Source organism: Pyrinomonas methylaliphatogenes (assembly GCF_000820845.2).
GTDB classification, from domain to species: Bacteria; Acidobacteriota; Blastocatellia; order Pyrinomonadales; family Pyrinomonadaceae; genus Pyrinomonas; species Pyrinomonas methylaliphatogenes.
In genome coordinates, this window is record NZ_CBXV010000007.1 from 268733 (window position 1) to 285629 (window position 16897).

The window sequence follows — 16897 nt, forward strand, 5'->3', positions numbered from 1 at the left end:
CGCCTTCGATTTTCCAGGGATGTAATTCGATCTTAAGGCCTTCCATCATGCGAAAGCGACCTCGAAGCCAAAATCGAAGAATCGTGTTAAGACCTTTCATCATGGTCGATTGATCCGGCTAATCGCTGATTTCGCTCAACAGGTCCGATAACCTCGGCGCGTCGTCGTCGCGAGCGAGCGCGACGGCCGCTTGTTCTGAGCGCCTCACGCGATGCTCAAAATCGGGCTGCTGAGCGCTCGCTTGCGCGGGCGAAGGATGGGGCATCGATTGCGCCTGCTCTCTGGTTGCGAGCTGTTCGCTTTGGATTCTATCGAGCATCTGAGCGCGCGCAGCGGCGATGCGCTCGGCGACGATACGTTCCATCTCCTCTTGCGTGTAGAGCGGTTCCGAGGAGGCCGCTTTAGTTTGGGCGGGCGGGCGTTTGAAGATCCCCGTGCGAAACGCGACGCCTTCGGATGAGACGCGCAGTTCGGCATGGGCGACAGCCAGCGCCGCCAGCGCGCAAACGACGAGCGTGGCAACGGCGCTCGTCACACGCAACCACGCTGGGGAGAGCGCAAAGAACTCACGCAACGCCGCCAGCGCCTGCCGCCATTGCGGCTGATTGGGGGCGCTCCCGAGGCTAATCGCAGGTAGCCCGACCGCCGCCTCTTCCGCCCTCGCTTTCCACGTTCGAACGAACGCGCGCGTTCGCTCGAAGCCGCTCAGTTCCTCGCGGCAGATCGCGCATGCGAGAAGGTGTCTTTCGAACTCTGAGCGCTCATCCGCGCTCAGCTCGCCGTAAAGGTACGCGATAAGCTCTGACCAGTATGTGCATGTTTCGCTCTCTCTTCTCATCTCCTTAGCCCACCTTTGATCGGTCCTTCCTCTTCTGCGGCGACGAACCTCTCTAACCTCATGCGCAGTTGTTTGAGCGCAGTATAGAGACGGCTTTTCACCGTACTGACGGGCAGTTGGAGCGTTTCGGCGATCTCCTGGAAGGTCATCTCTTCGAACTCCTTCATGATGATCACTTGACGGAGTTCCGGGGGAAGGGCGTTGACTGCGCGCCGGACGGCTTCTTCCCGCTCCTTCTCTTCGATTTCGTGGATCGGGGAGAGCGCGCGTCTGACGTTCGCCGTTGCGATCGTCGGCTCTCCGTCATGATCGCCTGCTCCGTCGAGCGATGTTTCAGCCCGCACGCGCCCGCGCCTGATATACGAGATGCACTGGTTGACGGCGATCCGGTGAAGCCACGACGAGACCTTGGCTTCACGGCGGAAATTTCGCAGGTTCCGATAAGCGGAAAGGAAAGTCTCCTGCGTCGCATCGCGAGCCGCATCTTCGGAGCCGAGCATCCCGCAAGCGAGCAAGAAGATGCGCCGTTCCCAGCGCCGCATGATCTCGCCGAAGGCTTCGGCATCGCCTGCCAGCGCCCGCTCGACCAGTTGCTCGTCGCTCGCCGTCTCCATCCCGTTGTCAGCCTAGGCCCGTGGTGCTGCGTCCATCCGCCACCATCACTTTAGACGTCGCAGTTCGTGCGGTGGACGGCAAAACTTTTCGCCGCTGAAGTCGCGAACGATGTGGATAGTTCGGTATGAAAACATTGACACGCTTCGCCGACACAAGGTAGCATCAAGAAGCGTTCGGCGGCAACCCGCCTATGATCTCGCCCCGAGTTCGCTTTTCTGGTCCATGCCCATTCGTCTGAAGCGCATTCGTTTGTTGCACATCGTCCTGGGGACGCTTCTCGTCATCGGGCCGATCCCCTTGGCAGTGGCCGGATGGCTGTTGTCGGATCGGAGCGCGACCGAGCTGCGCTCGGTCGAGGCGCGTTATCAGGTCCAGTTGGTGCGCGACAAGGCGCGGCAGATAGAGCTTTTCGGGCAACGCTATCGCGATGTGGTGACGGGGCTAGCGCGCGCCTTCGAGCTTGCCGGCGGAGTGCGCGTCATGGGGGCGACGGGAAGCGATGCGCGGTTGCGGCGCGCGCTTCAGGACGACCCTAATCTGCTCGCGCTCGCCATCCTGCCGGTCCAAGGTGAACCGCATCTGGCTTACAAGCCGGACGCCATCACGCGCGAGGAGGTCGATGAGAGCATCGCGGCGGTGCTCGCGCGCGTGTCGGGGAAGGGCGTCGTGACGGGGCGCCCGCGCTTGATCCGTTCGAGTCAAGAGATGGGATGGACGATCGCCGCGCCAGTGATGAGCGGAACGAACGATGAGGAGATAAGTGCTGCGGTGGTTGCGGTCGTCTCTTTCCAGGATGTGTTTCGGATCGTTTGGCAATCGGCGACGCGTAGCGCGGACGATCTTTTGACGGCTGGGGTTCCCGTCATCTTCGTCGTCGACGATAACGGACGGGCTGTCGCTCATCCCGATCCTGGAGTGGCTTTGGCTTCAAAGTCGATGGTCGATTTCAAAGTGGTCCAGGATTGGATGGAGATGGGCGCACAGGTCGAATCAGCCCTTTCGCCCTTCGTGATGGAGCGCGATGGGAAGCGCGTGGCGATGCTCGGCGCTTATGCCACGGCGGAGCTTGGCCCAGATACGCGGCTTGGGATCATCTCCGTTCAAGATGAGCGCGCCGCTTTACGTTCGGTGTCGGACATGCGCGCGCAGATTTGGGGGATCAGTTTGGTTGGGGCGACGATCGCTTTGATCGCGGGAGTGCTCTTCGCTCGCCAGTTGACTCGCCCGGTGCAGGAGTTAGCCGCCGGAGCGCGGCGCATCGCAAGCGGCGATTTCTCATATCGCCTCCGAATCAGCAGCCGCACCGAACTGGGTGAACTCGGCGCATCATTCAATCGGATGACGGATCAACTCGAACGCTTCATTGAGGATCTGCGCCGCGCCGCGGACGAGAACCGCGAACTCTTCATCGGCACGGTGAAGGCTTTGGCTACCGCGATAGACAACAAAGACCCATACACGCGCGGCCATTCCGAACGGGTTTCGCGCTTCTCCGTCGCCATCGCGCGAAGGCTCGGATTGACGGAGGATGAGGTCGAAAAGGTCAGAATCAGCGCATTGCTTCACGACGTCGGCAAGATAGGGATCGACGATCGGATCTTGAAGAAGCCCGCGCCGCTTACGGATGAAGAGTTCGAGATCATGAAGCAGCATCCGCAGAAAGGTTATCGCATCATGTCTCAAATTCCGGCGATGCGCGAGTTCCTACCGGGGATATACATGCACCATGAGCGTTTGGACGGGTTGGGATATCCGCAAGGCCTTAAGGAGGACGAGATACCGCTTCAAGCGCGCATCATCTCGGTGGCCGATTCCTTCGATGCGATGACGACTGATCGCCCGTACCAGCGCGGGATGAGTGCGGAGACGGCGCTCGAACTGATCCAATCTCACGTCGGCACGCGTTACGATGGCCGCGTCGTACAAGCGTTGATCGAAGCGTATCGAAGCGGTCAAGTGCGCCCCGTCGGTGTGCGCCCTTCGCGCTCGACCGAGCAGCTTGCGCCCGCCTCCGTGCCGCTTGAACGCATCTCGGCTTAGGCCGCGCGATCTCGTCGAGCGTCGAACCGTCAGGTGCGTCGCGGGCTTGCGCTCTGACTGCGCCGGTTTGCGCTTATGGGATTTAAGTTGCATAATCTTACACTTTAGTCATAACTCGAAATCCGCATAGCAGCAATCATGGGGCTTTTCTGGAAACGTCGGAAAAAGGACGAGATCATCACGCTCGGTCTCGGTCAACCCGTCGAAGAGCGAGCGTCACCGGTCGCTGAGGAGGCGAGGCCGATTGAGGATTCAACCGGTGCGCTCGGCGAAGAGCCGCCCGCGCGCTCCTCTTTCTCCACCTCGGTCCTCGGGCTTGACAAGACCATCGAAGAGTTACAAGCGGAAGAGGCGGCGCTCGAGCAAGCTTTCGCCTCGCGTTTTCGCCGGGCGATCTCAGCGACGCGCGAGTCATTATCAGAGAAACTCGATAGCGTATTTCAGGGACGCAAGCAGATAGATGCGGAACTGCTCGATGAACTCGAGGAGGCGTTGATCGCGGCTGATATCGGCGTCCCAACGACGCTCGAAATCCTCGACAGAGTGCGGCGCGGGATCGCGCGTCAGCAGATCAACGATCTCGCCGCCCTCAAAGAGGCGATCAAGCGGGAGTTGCTCGAGATATTGCGCGCGGCGGAGAGAAACGGCGTCGCTTCGGAGACCTCTGTGCCCGATGATATTCGCCCTTATGTGATGATGATCGTCGGGGTGAACGGCGTCGGCAAGACGACGACCATCGGCAAACTGGCGCATCGCATCAAGGCCGAGGGCAACGATGTGTTGATCTGCGCGGCTGATACCTTTCGCGCCGCCGCCACCGACCAGTTGGCGATATGGGCCGAACGCACAGGCGTTCCGTTGATCCAGCAGAGGCAAGGGACCGATCCGGCGGCTGTGCTCTTCGATGCGTTGAAAGCCGCCAAAGCGCGCGGCACCGATGTCCTGATCGTCGATACGGCGGGAAGGCTTCATACTAAATCGAACCTGATGGCAGAGCTCGAAAAGATGCGTCGCGTGGCGGGGCGCGAGGTCGAGGGCGCGCCGCACGAAACCTTGCTTGTCATCGACGCGGTCACGGGCCAGAATGGGCTAGAACAAGCGCGCCAATTTTTAAAGACGGCGGGCGTTACCGGGATCGTGTTGACGAAGCTCGATGGGACGGCCAAGGGCGGCATCGCCGTCGCCATCGCGAAAGAGCTTAAGCTGCCGATCCGTTATGCTGGCATCGGTGAGAAGATCGACGATCTTGTCGTCTTCGATCCCGAACAATATGTCAACGATCTGTTCGAATGATCGGCGCGCGAGGTGAATTGTCGGCGATCTTCAATCCGAGCGGTTTAGTCGAGGCGGATTTGAAATCGGGAACGCGAGATTGCGAACTAAAGATCGATGAGGCGGGACAGTCGGTGGCGGCTCGTCTCGACCTTCACTACATGGGGCGTGCGCTCGAACTTGCAGCGCGCGGGCGCGGACAAGCGAGCCCCAATCCGCTCGTCGGTTGTGTCATTGTAGATGAGAGCGGGCGGGTCATCGGCGAGGGATTTCACGTCTACGCGCAAGTCAAACATGCTGAAACGATCGCGCTCGAGCAAGCGGGCGCGCGCGCGCATGGCGCGACGTGCTACGTCTCGCTCGAGCCGTGCGCGCACTATGGCCGTACGCCGCCCTGCACGGATGCTTTGATCCGCGCCGGCATTCGACGGCTCGTGGCGCCGATCGAGGATCCGAACCCGCTGGTCGCCGGACGCGGATTCGCGCAGTTGCGAGCGGCTGGCGTTGAGGTGAGCGTTGGATTGATGGCGCGCGAGGCGGAGCGATTGAACGAACACTACCTGCACTTCATGAGGACGGGCCGCCCGTTCGTCCATTTGAAACTGGCTTGCTCGCTCGACGGTCGAATCGCGACGGCAAAGGGCGATGCGCATTGGATCACCGGAGAGCGTGCGCGCATGCGCGTTCACGAGCTGCGCCACGAATGCGATGCCATCTTGATCGGCGCGGGGACGGCCATCGCCGATGATCCGCTATTGACCGATCGGAGCGGATTGCCGCGCCATCGTCCGCTCGTGCGCGTCGTGCTCGATGGGAGATTGAGGCTCAGGAAGGACTCGAGGTTGGCGCAGACGGCGCGCGAATTGCCGACGCTCGTCTTCACGAGCGAGGAGGCGGATCAAGAGCGCGCGGCGGAACTCGAGGCTTGCGGGATAGAGGTGGTACGTAGCGGCGGCGGTCTGTCGGCTGTGCTCGGCGAGTTGGCGCGGCGCAAGGTGCAGAGCGTTCTCGTCGAAGGCGGGTCCAACATCGCTTCGCGGTTCATCAAGGATCGATTGGTCGATAGGATCACCTTCTTCATCGCTCCGCTGATCATCGGCGCTGATGGGATCGTTGCCATCGGTGAGTTGGGGATCGAGAAGTTGACGGAGGCCATTCGTCTGCGCGAGGTTGAGGTCGAGCGCCACGGCGATGATGTCGAGATCACGGGCTATCCGATCTGGACAGACTGAGCGCGGTTCGCGATCCATCGTTTTGAAGGAGGCTGGCGATCCAGCGTGATTCATCGGCGAGGGCGGGGGACGGAGGGCGCGAACCCAACGGCTTAATTTCGATGCGCGTGAAGAAGAGCCTCGGTCAACACTTTCTCAAGGATCGAGAGGTCATTGCGCGCATCATCGAGGCGGTCGATCCGCGAGCCGACGAGACGATCGTCGAGATCGGACCGGGCCACGGGGCTTTAACCTCTTCTTTGCTCGAGCGGGCTGGCAGAGTCATCGCCATCGAGATCGATCGAGATCTCGCTACGGTCTTGCGCGCGCGTTTCGGCGATCGCGCAAATTTCGCGCTCATCGAACGAGATGCGCTTGCTTTGGACTACTGCGCGATCATCGCCCCGGCGACCAGAGCGCGAGTCGTCGCCAATCTCCCGTACAACATCTCGACGGCGATCGTTCAACGTCTGATCGAAGATCGAGCGTGTCTCGGTGAGATGGTCCTGATGTTGCAGCGAGAGGTCGTCTGGCGCATGGTCGCTCCGGCTGGAGCGCGTGAACGGGGCTATCTATCGGTCCTCATCGAAGCGTACTGCGAGGCGGAGCGCCTTTTCGATGTGCCGCCGCGCGCTTTCCGTCCCGTCCCAAAGGTTTGGAGCACGGTGATCCGTCTGCGTTCGCGCGCGCAGATGGCGATCAGCGTTTCGGATGAAGACTTCTTCTGGCGTTTGGTCAAGATCGGTTTCATGCAGCGGCGAAAGACCATTCTGAACAATTTGCGCCGAGCCGAAGGGGAGATCGGTGAGTCGATCGCGCGCGTCGGCGGGCCAGTCGTATCGTTGGCTTTGGCCGGGATCGATGCGCGGCGGCGAGCCGAGACCTTGACGCTTGAAGAATGGGCCAGACTCGCGCATGTTCTGCTCGACGCGCGGCTTGATTAAGCTCGGATGGTGTGAGATGTTCGATCTCATGCAGGGTCGGGGAGCGTTCGTTATGGAGAATGTTTCCTCCGTAGAGCGAGGGCGCTCGGCGGCGAACCGGTTTGCCGCCTTCGCTTGGGCGGTTTTGGTGGTGAACATTGCCGTCATCTTGTGGGGCGCATACGTGCGGGCGACCGGATCCGGCGCGGGATGCGGAAGCCATTGGCCGCTCTGCAACGGCGAGGTCATCCCGCGTTCGCCGCGGGCGGAGACTTTGATCGAGTTCACGCATCGCGCGACGAGCGGGCTGGCTTTGTTACTCGTCGTGGCGCTGTTCTTCTGGGCGCGACGCATCTATCCGCGTGGGCGGATCGTGAGGCGCGCGGCCACCGCGTCGCTCATCTTCATGCTCGCGGAGGCGTTGATCGGCGCTGGGCTCGTACTCTTCGAATTGGTCGCGCACGACCGTTCGCTCGCGCGTGCGCTGTCGCTGGCGGCGCATCTGGTGAATACCTTTCTCTTGCTCGCGGCGATGGCGTTGACCGCTTGGTGGGCGCAAGTTGACGGCGAGTTTCGTTGGCTCTACAACCGAATCGTCGCCGCGATCCTCGCCGTCGGACTGGTTGGGATGATCTTGGTCGGGATGAGCGGCGCCGTCGCCGCTCTCGGCGATACGCTCTTCCCCGCAGATTCCTTGCGCGAAGGATTGCTTCAAGACGTTTCACCGGCGGCGCATTTCCTCGTCCGCTTGCGGGTCTTGCATCCGCTGCTGGCCGTTTCCATCGGAGTCTATCTTCTCTTCGTCGCCGGAGCGCTCGCCTTCTGGCGAAAAGAGAGGAGCGTGCGGCGGTTGGCCCGGGCCGTGTTGTCGCTTCTCGCCATTCAAATCGGCGCGGGCGTCATCAATCTGATCTTGCTCGCTCCGGTATGGTTGCAATTAGTCCATCTGCTACTGGCTGATCTTCTATGGGTAACCTTGGTTTTGCTGAGCGCTTCGGCGCTTACGCGCGTCGGCGATCGGCCCCAACTTGACGCGCGCTCTCGACCGTAGGCGTGCGCGAAAGCGAGCTATGCTATACTGTCACATTCTGCATGGCGATGGTCAATCTTGATATGAAAGCTGCAGAGAGTTCAAGGTGATAGATAAAGTCGAGATCATCCCGCTCGGCGGGCTCGGCGAGTTCGGGATGAACTGTCTGGCCGTGCGCGCGGGTGGTGAGATGCTCATCATCGACGTCGGCATGGGCTTCCCGGAAGAGAGCGTTTATGGCGTCGACGTCGCCATCCCTGATTTCGCCGCGCTCGATGAGTATCGCGACGAGATCGCGGCCATCATCTTAACGCATGGGCACGAGGATCACATCGGCGCGTTGCCTTATATCCTGCGAAAATTCAACGTGCCGGTATACGGTTCGTCCTTCACCATCGCTCTGGCCGAGAGCCGACTTGAAGATCATGGGCTACTCGACAGAGTCATGCTGCATCGCGTCGAATCGGGCGAGCGCGTGGAGCTCGGCGTCTTCGAGATCGAGTTCATCCGCGTTTCGCATTCGCTCGTCGATTGTTTCGCGCTGGCGATCAGAACTCCCGTCGGCATCATCATCCACACTGGCGATTACAAGGTGGACGAGACGCCGGTCGTCGATAGCCCGATAGATCTACGCGCGCTTCAGCGTTATGGGCAAGAGGGCGTGCTGGCGCTTCTGTCCGATTCGACTAACGCGACCGTGCCCGGTCGCACTCCATCGGAGCGCGCGGTGATCCCGACCTTCGAAGAGATCTTCGCCGAAGCGCCGGGGCGCATCATCGTCTCTTGCTTCGCTTCCTCCATTCACCGACAGCAGATCGTGCTCGACGTCGCTGCGCGGTTCGGTCGTCGCGTTTGCGTTCTGGGGCGTTCGATGCAGAAGAATATCGAGATCGCGGACCGCTTGGGATATTTGGATATACCGGTCGATCTCCTCGTCTCGCTCGATGAGGCGAAGAAACTCGATGGCGATCAGATCGTCTTCCTGGTGACCGGTTCGCAAAGCGAGCCGCGCTCCGTTCTGCCGCAGATGGCCACCCAGAGCTATAAGGGGGTGGCGATCGAAGAGGGCGATACGGTCGTGCTTTCAGCGCGCATCATTCCAGGGCATGAGCGGGCCATCTCTCGCTTGATCGGTGAGATCTACAAGCGCGGCGGGCAGATATACGATGAGAAGCGGCGCTTGGTCCACGTCAGCGGTCACGCTTCGCAAGAGGATATCCGTCTGATGACGGAGGCGGTGCGTCCGCGGTTCGTCATCCCGATCCACGGCGAATACAGGATGCTCTATCGCCACAAGGAATATCTGCGGCGCCATCTCGGATTTGATGAGGAGCGCGTCATCCTTGTCGAGAACGGCGATGTCATCGAACTCGATGAGAAGCGCGCGGCGGTGAGCGATAAATGGCCGGTCGGTCGCACCTTCATCGACGAGACCGAGGTCGGATTCGAGGAGGTCGACAGCGAGATCGTGCGCGAACGCCGGCAGCTCGCTTACGATGGCGTGATCACGCCGGTCATCACCATCAACGGCGAGACCGGACAGTTGGAAGCGCCGCCCGAAATAGCCACCCATGGATTGCTCGGTATGGATGGCCTCTTGCGGGAGATGAAGCGACTCATCGCCGAAACGGTGGCGAGCGCGTCGGCGAGGGAGAAGAGCGACACGACGCTTCTCAAGGAGCGCGTGCGGCTTGAGGTCAAGCGTTTCATTCAACGCCAGACGGGCACGCGCCCGGTCATCATACCCGTGATCGTTCAACTTTGACGCATAACTGCGACGCCTGAAGTTTGGCCTTCGCGCCAAGAGAGTGGGATTCGACTGGACCAATAAGACGGCGCTCGTCACCGGAGCTTCGAGCGGCATCGGGCGAGCGTTGAGCGTCGAACTGGCCCGACGCGGTGCACGGCTCGGCTTACTCGCGCGGCGCGCCGACGCTTTGCAAGGGGCGCTGCGCGAGATCGAAAGCGGTGGCGGGCGCGCGACAGCGCTCGTCGCCGATGTGCGCGATGTGGGTGCAGTGCGGCGCGCCGTCGAGAGTTTGCGCCAAGCGTTTGGCCCGATCGATCTTTTGATCGCAAACGCCGGCATAGGTGACGAAACGCCCGCGACGAAGTTCGATCTTGCGCGCGCGGCGGAGATCGTCTCCATCAATCTCATCGGAGCGATGAACTGCGTTGGCGCGGTTTTGCCCGAGATGGTCGCGCGAGGCGAAGGCCATTTGGTCGCCATCTCGAGCCTCGCCGCTTACCGCGGACTGCCCCGGTCGGCGGCTTATAGCGCGAGCAAGGCTGGCCTTTCGACCTTCTTCGAAAGCTTGCGCGTCGATCTGCAAGGGACGGGCGTCGCTGTGACCGTCATTCACCCAGGCTTCATTCGGACGCCGATGATCGCTCAAAGACGCGCGCCAGTGCCTTACCTTCTCGATCTGCCCGAAGCCATCGAACGAATCGTCGCGGCCATCGAAAAGAGGAAACGAAGTTGCGCTTTCCCTTGGCAATTGGCCGCGACCGTCAAACTGCTCGCGCTCATGCCCGCTCCCCTATACGATCTGTTGATGGCTCGCACGCAGAAAGCTAGGCGCCGATGATCGTAGATCGGTCCGGTGGCCTATTTGCGCGGAAGCGGACTTAGGTTCTAAATTCTAGCCGGTCCGAATTCTTTAGAAGATTAAGGGATCTTAATCGGGAGCTTGAGTGATGACGATTCTGCAGGCGATCGTGCTCGGTCTCGTACAGGGATTAACTGAATTCATTCCCATTAGTTCAACCGCCCATCTGATCTTCGCCGCTCGTTTGACTAACCTTTATGCTGGAGTCGAACAGAGCTTGCGCGCTGAGCAGACGACGGCGACGATAGCCGTCGTCCAGTTGGGAACGTTGATCGCGGTCTTAGTCTACTTCGCGCGCGATATCGCGAACATCACGGCGGCTTTCATTCGCGACCATCTGACCCTCTTGCGCGCGAAAGCGAGAGGGGAGCGCGCCGCCGCTCGGCTTTCGCCCGACGCGCTGCTCGGTTGGTATATTTTCCTCGGGACGCTTCCGATCGGCGTCGTCGGCCTCAGCTTCAAGAAGCAGATCGAAGGGACTTTGACGAAGAACCTATGGATCATCGCGACGATGTTGATCGTCATCGCGCTGCTGCTCGGCGTAGCTGAGCGGACCGGCAGTCGTCGGCGGACGATGCGAGAGCTATGTTGGCGCGACGCGCTGATCGTCGGATGCGCACAAGTGTTGGCGTTGATCCCCGGGGCGAGTCGGTCGGGTTCGACGATCATGGGAGGTTTGTTCGCTGGCTTGACGCGCGAAACGGCGGCGCGTTTCTCCTTCTTGCTCTCGATCCCGGCGATTCTGGCGAGCGGACTTCTGGAGCTTCACGAGGCCATCGCGAAATTGCCTGCACACAGCTTCCTCCCGTTGTCGGTAGCGACGACCGTCGCCGGGATCGTCGGCTACGCTTCGATCTGGTTCTTGCTGCGTTATCTGCGGACGCATTCGACCGGCATCTTCATCGGTTATCGCTTAGCCATCGGCATCCTGCTGCTCGTCCTTTTGGCGAAGGGGACGATTCAGCCTTTGTACTGAGGGGCAATAGCGTTTGCGTGGATTGCGGATCACGAGGCGGATCGATTCGGCTCTGGTTCGAGAGGAGTTTATGATCTAAAATGGCAGCGCGCTTGAGCGATCGTTCGCGAGCCGGGGGTTTTGAGCGGTTAAGTGAGATCAATCGTTCCGGGAGACTGTCTTCAAGCATCGAGCGGCGTGGTCATCTTCTCCCCGCTGAATTTCAACTCTCACCAGCCTCTATCTCGAGTCGTAATTCGATGCGTGGGAATCGGTCGATCCAATCGAGCGGCGATTTAGGAGAGAATTTAGGAGAGAGCTTTCGCGTTGATGGCTTGGCGCTGACAATACGGGCCTTGGGCTTGAGATGTGGCTTTTGATCGGTGGAGTATGGGGACGAGCGTCGGATTGGGTCATGACGGCAAGCGGTGGATCTTGCGCGAGCATGATCGCGCGGCTGCCGCGCGGTTGAGTCGATCTCTCGGCATCTCGCCGTTCATCGGCGCGCTGTTCGCCGTTCGCGGTGTGGTCGATCCAGAGATCGCGCATCGTATCTTGCACCCATCGTTCGATCAGCTTCATGACCCGATGTTGATGCGCGGGATGGACGTGGCGGTCCAGCGCATTTCGCGCGCCATCGAACGTCGTGAGAAGGTGCTCATCTATGGCGATTACGATGTCGATGGAACGACCGGGACGGCGCTCTTGCGTCGCGCGTTGCAGATGCTCGGCCTTGAGACCGGATATCACATCCCGCATCGTTTCACCGAAGGGTATGGCATCAATCGTGCGGCGCTCGCGGCGGCATATGAAGAAGGGTATGATCTGGTCATCAGCGTCGATTGCGGCATTCGCGCCCATGAACCTCTTCGGTGGGCCAGAGAGCGAGGGCTCGAAGTCATCGTGACGGACCACCATCTGCCGGACGAAGAGAGCGGGATCCCGCCGGCGGTCGCCGTGCTCGATCCGAACAGGGCCGACTGCGCGTATCCGGACAAAAATCTTGCCGGCGTCGGCGTCGCCTTCAAACTCGCGCACGCGCTTTTGCGCGCTCACGGTCGGGCGAGCGACCGAACGATTAAGGGGTTCCTCAAGTTGGTCGCGATCGGGACGGTCGCCGATGTCGCGCCGCTCATCGGAGAGAATCGCGCCATCGTCGCGCTCGGTTTGCAGGATCTGCCTAATGTGAGAAATCTCGGCTTGCGCGCGTTGATGGAGGTTGCAGGCTGTGGTCCGGGGAAGCGAATGAGCGTCTACGACATAGGCTTTCGCCTCGGCCCGCGCATCAACGCCGCGGGCCGCATGGATGCGGCGCGCGTTGTGGTCGAACTTCTCGAAGCGGTCGATGAGGCGCAAGCTAGGCGTTTGGCTGTTGCGCTGAACGAGCGTAATGCGGAGCGCCAGCGCCTGCAGCGTCAGTTGTTGAAGGAGGCTCTGGCCGAACTGAAAGGGCTGCAAGATTATGTCGCCGTCGTCGCGCGCGATGGATGGCATCGCGGAGTCATCGGGCTTGTGGCTTCGAAGATCGTTGAACAGGTTGGGCGTCCGGCGATCGTCATCTCGCTCGACGGCGAGATGGGGCATGGTTCAGCGCGCAGCATCGAAGAGTACCATCTGCTCGAAGGACTGACCGCTTGCGCCGATCTGTTCGAGAACTTCGGCGGACATCGTCATGCGGCGGGATTGGCTATTCGGCGCGATCGAATCGACGAATTGCGTCGGCGATTGAATGAGCATGCGGCTTCGTTGTTGCGCCCCGACCAACTGATCCCGGCGCTGCGGATCGATCTGGAGCTTCCGGCGCAGGCCCTGACGCTCGAACTCGCAAAGGAGATGCGGAAGCTGGAGCCTTATGGGACGGGTTGGCCTTCGCCTCTGTTTTTGACGCGGAAGTTGCGCGTCGTTGGCGAGCCGCGCGTCCTTTCGGCGCGGCACTTGAAATTCTCCGTCGTCGGCGAAGATGGGATCGAAAGAGAGGCCATCTGGTGGAGGGCGATCGAAGATGGCAAGCGAACCCCGTGCCCTGATGAGATCATCGAATTGGTCTATTCTCTGGAGATAGATTCTTGGAGGGAGTGCGAACGATTGCGGCTGGTCGTCGAGGATTATCGGGTGAGCGATGACTGAAGACAGGAGGCATCGTCGCATACGTTTCGTCAACTTGCGCGCGCGCATCCCGCGTCTGCTGCGCGTCGTTGCGCTCGTCGCTTTGGCGGCGAGCCTCATCGTCGTCATCGTCTCTTACTATCGTCTGCGCAACCGCACGCCGTTTCGTATGCTTTCGGGGCGTCCGACTCTTTCAAAGGAAGTGGTCGGCGTCGTCGAAGGTTATGAACGGCGCGTGACGGAAGGCGATCGGTTGCGGCTGCTGCTGCGCGCCGCGCGCGATGTAACTTATGCCGATGGTCGTCACGAATTGGAGAACGTATACCTCGAGTACTATCCCGAAACGAGCGCGGTGCCGGATAAGATCTCGGCGCGTCGCGCGCTCTATGATCCTACGGAGGAGAAGATAGATTTCTTCGGGGCCGTTCATGTGGAGACGCATGAACGTTTGCTCGTCGATGCCGAGCAGATCTCTTACCATCAACGTGAAGAGCGGGCTGAAGTCCCTGTCGCCGTCTCGTTCGCTCGCGACAACGTGCGCGGGCGCGCTGGCGGTGCAATGATCGACGCGAAAGCGCGTCGGCTCGAACTGCATAACGGCGCGGAACTGATCATCGAGGCGCGACAATCGGGCAAGGATCAAAAGCCGATGATCATCCGCGCAGCGCGGGCCGATTTCGATCAGCGGAATCTGACGGTCGTCTTCGCCGGCGGCGCGACCGCCGAGCAAGGGCGAGATAGCATGAGCGCTGATACTTTGGTCGCGCGGTTGAGCGAAGAGAAGAGGGTGCAGCGGATCGAAGCGCGCGGCAACGCTTTGCTGCGCAGTTTAGATGAAGGGCACGCGGCAGAAGTTTTGGCGGCCCAGATGGAGTTCGCCTTCGACGACGAGCAGAGGTTGGAGCGCGCCGACGCCATGCGCGATGTGCGCGCGCGAACGCTCGATGCCGATTCGGAAGCGGCGCTGCGGGCCGAGCGAGCCCAACTCGATTTCGCCGCGCAGGGCGGACGCAGTCTCCTTCGCGCGCTGAGCGCTGACGGTCGCCCTGTGATCACATTGGCCGCGCCGCGCTCCCGCGCCGGTGATCCGCGTGCTGCGAACAAGCGGTTGACGGCCGATTCCGTTCATCTGTTCTGGCGCGATTCCGGGCGCGATCTTGAGCGCGCTGAGGCTATCGGCAATGCGGAGCTCGTCATCGAACCGGCCCACCCGTCGCCCGTTGCTGAACGGAAGGCGCTCTACGCTCCGCGGTTCGATTGCGCCTTTTACGAAACGAACAACCTCGCGCAACAATTTACAGCCGTCGGCGGCGCGAAACTCGTCATCACCCCCTTACAACCTTCGGCGGAGCGGGTCGAGAAGGTGATCACCGCGCAGAAGATGATCGCCCTCTTCGCTCGCGACACGCAGGATGTCGAGCGCGTCGAGGCCCTGGGCGAGGCGCGCTTCGATGAAGGAGAGCGACATGGACGGGCTGAAAACGCCACCTATGTGGCGAGCGAGCGCACGGTGCGATTGCGCGGCGCCGAGCCGACCGTCTGGGATGATCGCGCGCGCGTCAAAGCGCGCGAGATCGACGCGGATTTGCAGCGCGAAGTGTCTTATGCGCGCGGAGATGTGGCGACCACCTACTACAGTCAAGCTCAAACGGGCGGGGCCACGCCTTTCGCTAAAACGAAGAGTCCCGTGTTCATCACCTCTAACGCGGCTGAGTTTCATCATCGTGATGGGCTCGCTATCTTCACGGGCAACGCCCGCGCTTGGCAGGAGGATAACTTCGTGCGCGCTGATCGATTGACGTTACGGCGCGCGGAACGCCGTATGGAGGCCGAGGGCAGAGTCCAGAGCGCGTTCTATCGAGCGCGGCGCAAAGTCGAGAGCGGATCGAGCGCGATCGTCCCCGTATTTGCCATCGCTGATCGCATGATTTATTTCGATGCCGATCGCTTGATTCGGTACGAAGGGCATGTTGATATAAGGCAGGGGACCGATCGGTTGATGAGCGAAGTGGCGGAGGTTTATCTGAACAAGGAGGCGAATGAAGTGGAGCGGACCGTGGCGCAGCGCAATGTCATCCTCACGCAACCCGGGCGGCGCGGCGTCGGAGATTGGGCGCAATACACGGCTTTGGGCGAAGTCGTGGTGTTAACCGGCAGCCCGGCGCGCGTCGAAGATGTCGAGCAGGGGAGCACGGAGAGTCGCCGTTTGACCGTATATCTGAACGATCGCCGCGTTGTCGCCGAGGGCGGCGAGAATGGGCGTCCGACGGGGCGCGTGCACTCGGTCCATCGCGTCCGGCGGCAGAAATGAGGGGCCCGATGGCTGCCGGACCGGCGGAAAAACAGCTCGCCGAAAAGGGAGCGGAAGAGATGCAGATGTCTGACGTCGTCGATGTTCAGTCCCTTGAAGCGCGACAGGAGGAGACGAAGCGCGCTGCTGTGCCTTCGCCGACGGCGCTCGTCGCCAGCGGTCTGGAGAAATCATACGGGCGAAGGCGCGTCGTCGATGGCGTCAGTCTCCATGTCGAACGTGGGGAGGTCGTCGGATTGCTGGGAGCGAACGGTGCCGGAAAGACGACGACCTTCTACATGATCATCGGCTTGGAGCGTCCCGATAAGGGGCAGGTTTTGTTGGGCGGGCGCGACATCACGAAACTCCCGATGTACTTACGCGCGCGCTTAGGCATCGGATACTTGCCGCAAGAGCCTTCAGTCTTTCGCAAGATGACCGTCGCCGAGAACATCCTCGCCGTGCTCGAGACGATGAGGTTGCGGCGGCGCGAACGCTTCAAGCGGCTTGAGGAGCTAATCGAAGAGTTCGGGCTCGGACATGTCAGAAATACGCGCGGCGACGCCCTGTCTGGCGGCGAGAGGAGAAGGACGGAGATCGCGCGCGCATTGGCGACCGATCCGCAGTTCATTCTGCTCGATGAACCTTTCGCCGGGATCGACCCGAAGGCCGTTGATGATATCCAGCGAATGATCCTTTACTTGAGGGCCCGCGGGATCGGGATCTTGATAACCGATCATAACGTGCGCGAGACCTTGGGGGTGACCGATCGCGCATACATCATGGCGGAAGGGAGGATCTTCCGTTCCGGTGCGCCGCTCGAACTGACGGAAGATCCAGAAGTGCGGCGTCTCTATCTCGGTGAGAAGTTCCGCCTGTGAGATTCCCCGCTTCCTCCCGCATCGAGGGATCGAGCGAAGCTGATTCGAAGAGCGATGATCCTCGGCTTCCAACGTGACGCGCTTTAAGAGCAAATGCGTTATAATCTTCCCCGCGCCGATCAGGCGG

The 16897-nt window shown here is 61.0% G+C and carries 13 protein-coding genes; 11 read left to right on the forward strand and 2 right to left on the reverse strand.

From position 1 onward, the window contains the following. Window positions 1-118 precede the first annotated feature (118 nt). Together PYK22_RS10890 and PYK22_RS10895 are read right to left on the reverse strand one after the other, a co-directional pair. Window positions 119-838 (reverse strand): anti-sigma factor family protein, encoded by a 720-nt coding sequence (locus PYK22_RS10890; protein ID WP_041977144.1) that lies wholly within the window; start codon window positions 836-838, stop codon window positions 119-121. Further along, the gene (locus tag PYK22_RS10895) at window positions 835-1452 is read right to left on the reverse strand and encodes an RNA polymerase sigma factor (RefSeq protein WP_041977146.1); all 618 of its coding nucleotides are present in this window, start codon (window positions 1450-1452) and stop codon (window positions 835-837) included. Before PYK22_RS10895 ends, PYK22_RS10890 begins: the two co-directional genes overlap by 4 nt. 223 nt (window positions 1453-1675) lie before the next feature. On the opposite strand from PYK22_RS10895, the gene PYK22_RS16755 reads away from it, so the two are divergent. The 11 genes from PYK22_RS16755 to lptB all read left to right on the forward strand — a co-directional run bounded on the left by PYK22_RS16755 (window position 1676) and on the right by lptB (window position 16770). After that, window positions 1676-3493 (forward strand): HD domain-containing phosphohydrolase, encoded by a 1818-nt coding sequence (locus PYK22_RS16755; RefSeq protein ID WP_060635570.1) that lies wholly within the window; start codon window positions 1676-1678, stop codon window positions 3491-3493. Window positions 3494-3631: 138 nt separating this feature from the next. Next, window positions 3632-4786, forward strand: a complete 1155-nt coding sequence (gene ftsY / locus PYK22_RS10905; RefSeq protein ID WP_083437785.1) for a signal recognition particle-docking protein FtsY — start codon at window positions 3632-3634, stop codon at window positions 4784-4786. Beyond that, entirely contained in the window at window positions 4783-5997 is a 1215-nt protein-coding gene (gene ribD / locus PYK22_RS10910) for a bifunctional diaminohydroxyphosphoribosylaminopyrimidine deaminase/5-amino-6-(5-phosphoribosylamino)uracil reductase RibD (RefSeq protein ID WP_211197677.1), read from the forward strand. Before ftsY ends, ribD begins: the two co-directional genes overlap by 4 nt. 101 nt (window positions 5998-6098) lie before the next feature. Next, the gene (gene rsmA / locus PYK22_RS10915; RefSeq protein ID WP_041977148.1) at window positions 6099-6920 is read left to right on the forward strand and encodes a 16S rRNA (adenine(1518)-N(6)/adenine(1519)-N(6))-dimethyltransferase RsmA; all 822 of its coding nucleotides are present in this window, start codon (window positions 6099-6101) and stop codon (window positions 6918-6920) included. A gap of 52 nt (window positions 6921-6972) precedes the next feature. Further along, window positions 6973-7950, forward strand: coding sequence for a COX15/CtaA family protein (locus PYK22_RS10920; RefSeq protein WP_041977150.1), 978 nt, complete (start codon window positions 6973-6975; stop codon window positions 7948-7950). Window positions 7951-8035: 85 nt separating this feature from the next. Next, entirely contained in the window at window positions 8036-9694 is a 1659-nt protein-coding gene (locus PYK22_RS10925; RefSeq protein WP_060635571.1) for a ribonuclease J, read from the forward strand. A 43-nt stretch (window positions 9695-9737) separates the two neighbouring features. Continuing rightward, window positions 9738-10517 (forward strand): SDR family NAD(P)-dependent oxidoreductase, encoded by a 780-nt coding sequence (locus PYK22_RS10930; protein ID WP_041977153.1) that lies wholly within the window; start codon window positions 9738-9740, stop codon window positions 10515-10517. A gap of 109 nt (window positions 10518-10626) precedes the next feature. Continuing rightward, a complete protein-coding gene (gene uppP / locus PYK22_RS10935) occupies window positions 10627-11514 on the forward strand; it encodes an undecaprenyl-diphosphatase UppP (RefSeq protein WP_041977155.1) in 888 nt (295 codons plus the stop codon). Window positions 11515-11883: 369 nt separating this feature from the next. Further along, the gene (gene recJ, locus PYK22_RS10940) at window positions 11884-13620 is read left to right on the forward strand and encodes a single-stranded-DNA-specific exonuclease RecJ (RefSeq protein WP_060635572.1); all 1737 of its coding nucleotides are present in this window, start codon (window positions 11884-11886) and stop codon (window positions 13618-13620) included. Beyond that, complete coding sequence (locus tag PYK22_RS10945; protein WP_041977157.1) at window positions 13613-15910, forward strand: LptA/OstA family protein; 2298 nt, start codon at window positions 13613-13615, stop codon at window positions 15908-15910. Before recJ ends, PYK22_RS10945 begins: the two co-directional genes overlap by 8 nt. An 8-nt stretch (window positions 15911-15918) precedes the next feature. After that, complete coding sequence (gene lptB / locus PYK22_RS10950; RefSeq protein ID WP_211197678.1) at window positions 15919-16770, forward strand: LPS export ABC transporter ATP-binding protein; 852 nt, start codon at window positions 15919-15921, stop codon at window positions 16768-16770. Window positions 16771-16897 lie beyond the last annotated feature (127 nt).